The sequence below is a fragment of the Streptomyces sp. SID3343 genome (assembly GCF_009865215.1).
Taxonomy (GTDB): domain Bacteria; phylum Actinomycetota; class Actinomycetes; order Streptomycetales; family Streptomycetaceae; genus Embleya.
Map to the genome: position 1 here is coordinate 1 of NZ_WWJX01001218.1, position 2,279 is coordinate 2,279.

At 72.2% G+C, this 2,279-nt stretch carries 3 protein-coding genes; 2 read left to right on the forward strand and 1 reads right to left on the reverse strand.

Annotated elements, in window-relative coordinates:
* Together glpK and GT354_RS38445 are read left to right on the forward strand one after the other, a co-directional pair.
* A partial coding sequence (gene glpK, locus GT354_RS38440; RefSeq protein ID WP_161361020.1) for a glycerol kinase GlpK occupies window positions 1-1,368 on the forward strand: 1,368 nt, incomplete at its 5' end.
* 179 nt (window positions 1,369-1,547) lie between these two features.
* On the forward strand, window positions 1,548-1,949 hold the full coding sequence (locus tag GT354_RS38445) for a TIGR03618 family F420-dependent PPOX class oxidoreductase (protein ID WP_161361021.1): 402 nt from the start codon (window positions 1,548-1,550) through the stop codon (window positions 1,947-1,949).
* Here the strand turns inward: GT354_RS38445 and GT354_RS38450 are convergent.
* Window positions 1,924-2,279: hypothetical protein (locus GT354_RS38450; protein WP_202512770.1), on the reverse strand; the 356-nt coding region annotated here is incomplete at its 5' end. The two genes, GT354_RS38445 and GT354_RS38450, sit on opposite strands and share 26 nt — an antisense overlap.

Below are 2,279 nucleotides of genomic sequence, written 5' to 3' on the forward strand. Positions count from 1 at the left end.
GAGATCTGGGAGCGCACCCGCTCGGTGATCGCCAGCGGCCTCAACCACACCGGGCTCATCGCCGCCGACCTCGCGGCGCTGGGGATCACCAATCAGCGCGAGACCACCATCGTGTGGAACCGGCGGACCGGGCGGCCCTACTACAACGCCATCGTCTGGCAGGACACCCGCACCGACGGGATCGCGCACGCCTTGGAGAGCGACGGGCGGGGCGAGATCATCCGGGCCAAGGCGGGCCTGCCGCCGTCCACGTACTTCGCGGCGGGCAAGGTCCAGTGGATCCTGGAGAACGTCGACGGCGTGCGCCGCGACGCGGAACTCGGCGACGCGATCTTCGGCACGATCGACTCGTGGCTGCTGTGGAACCTCACCGGCGGCGTCCGCGACGGCGTGCACGTCACCGACGTCACCAACGCGTCGCGCACCATGCTGATGGACCTGCGCACGTTGGACTGGGACGACGAACTGCTGTCCTTCTTCGACATCCCGCGCGCCATGCTCCCCACCATCCGCCCCTCCAGTTACCCGGACGGCTACGGCGCGGCCCCCGACGTCAGTCCGCTCGTGGGCATCCCGCTCACCGGCACCCTGGGCGATCAGCACGCCGCCACCGTCGGCCAGGTCTGTTTCGCCGAGGGCGAGGCCAAGAACACCTACGGCACCGGCAACTTCATGCTGCTCAACACCGGCAACCGGATCGTCCGCTCCGAACACGGCCTGCTGACCACCGTCGCCTACCACTTCGCCGGGCAGGACCCGGTCTACGCGCTGGAGGGATCCATCGCGGTGACCGGCTCGGCCGTGCAGTGGCTGCGCGACCAGCTGAAGATCATCAAGACCGCGGGCGACAGCGAGACACTCGCCCGCCGGGTCGAGGACACCGCCGGGGTCTACTTCGTCCCCGCCTTCTCCGGACTGTTCGCGCCGTACTGGCGCAGCGACGCGCGCGGCGCCATCGTCGGCCTGGCCCGCTACCACGACACCGGCCACATCGCCCGGGCCACCTTGGAGGCGATCTGCTACCAAAGCCGTGACGTGGTCGACGCGATGGCCGCCGACTCGGGCGTCGAGCTCAGCGTGCTCAAGGTCGACGGCGGCGTCACCGACAACAGCCTGTGCATGCAGATCCAGGCCGACGTGCTGGGCGTGCCGGTGATCCGGCCCACCGTCCCGGAGACCACGGCGCTCGGCGCGGCGTACGCCGCGGGCCTGGCCGTCGGTTTTTGGCGCGACACGGACGAGTTGCGCGCCAACTGGAACCAGGACCGACGGTGGGAACCCGAGTGGGACCAAGAGCAGCGCGAGAGCGGCTACGCGGACTGGAAGCGGGCGGTCGAGCGCACGTTGGACTGGGTCCGGTCGAGCTGACCGGGGCGGGCCGACGACGTGCGGCAAGGCGGGACGGGTCGGGGCGGGTCGCGCCCCGACCGGGCTGACGTGTGGTCGATCCCGGCGACTCGCTAGGGTCCCTCATGGCCGAGGTCCTCGGCCCCGCCCGACCAGGGCACCGCGCCCAAGACCCCGCCCGACCAGGAAAAGCGACCCCGATGACAGTGCGCCTCCCCGTGAGCACGACCCCCGAACTCCTCGCCTTCTGGCACGAGCGGCACCTGTGCACGCTGGTCACCCGGCGACCCGACGACAGCTTGCACGTGGTTCCCGTCGGTGCCACGTTCGACGGCCCGACCGGGATCGCGCGGGTCATCGCGGACGGCGGCAGCCGCAAGGTGCGCAACGTGCGAGCGGCGGGCCCCGGGTCTTCGGTCGCGATCTCGCAGGTCGACGGCGCCCGGTGGTCGACCCTCGAAGGCGTCGCCACGGTGAACGACGACCCGGAGGCGATCGCCGAGGCGGTCCGCCGCTACACCGACCGCTACCGGCAGCCGCGAGTGAACCCGAATCGGGTGGTCGTCGAGATCGCGGTCACCCGCCGGATGGGCACGGTGTAGGAGTCGACGACGAACCGGATTCGGCTCGCTCGCGCCCGCCGGCGGCCGACCACTCCCGGGTCCATCCCGCCGACGCCTGCCCCGTCCAGGTGGCGAGGCGGCGGGCCGGGGCCGGGCGGCCGGTGGTGGTGACCAGGACGCGCTGTACGGCCGGGAGCAGTTCCGGGCGCTCCAGCAGGGCCCGTCGTTCGGCCGACCCCCGGGGGGCGGCCAGGCCGAGGCCGATCCAGGCGTGCGGGTCGAACGGGTCGGTGTCGAGGTCGCGCAGATACGCCGCGCGGGCGCGCCGGGTCTCGCCCGCCACGAGCAGGCGGTCCGCCGGTGTCGTGG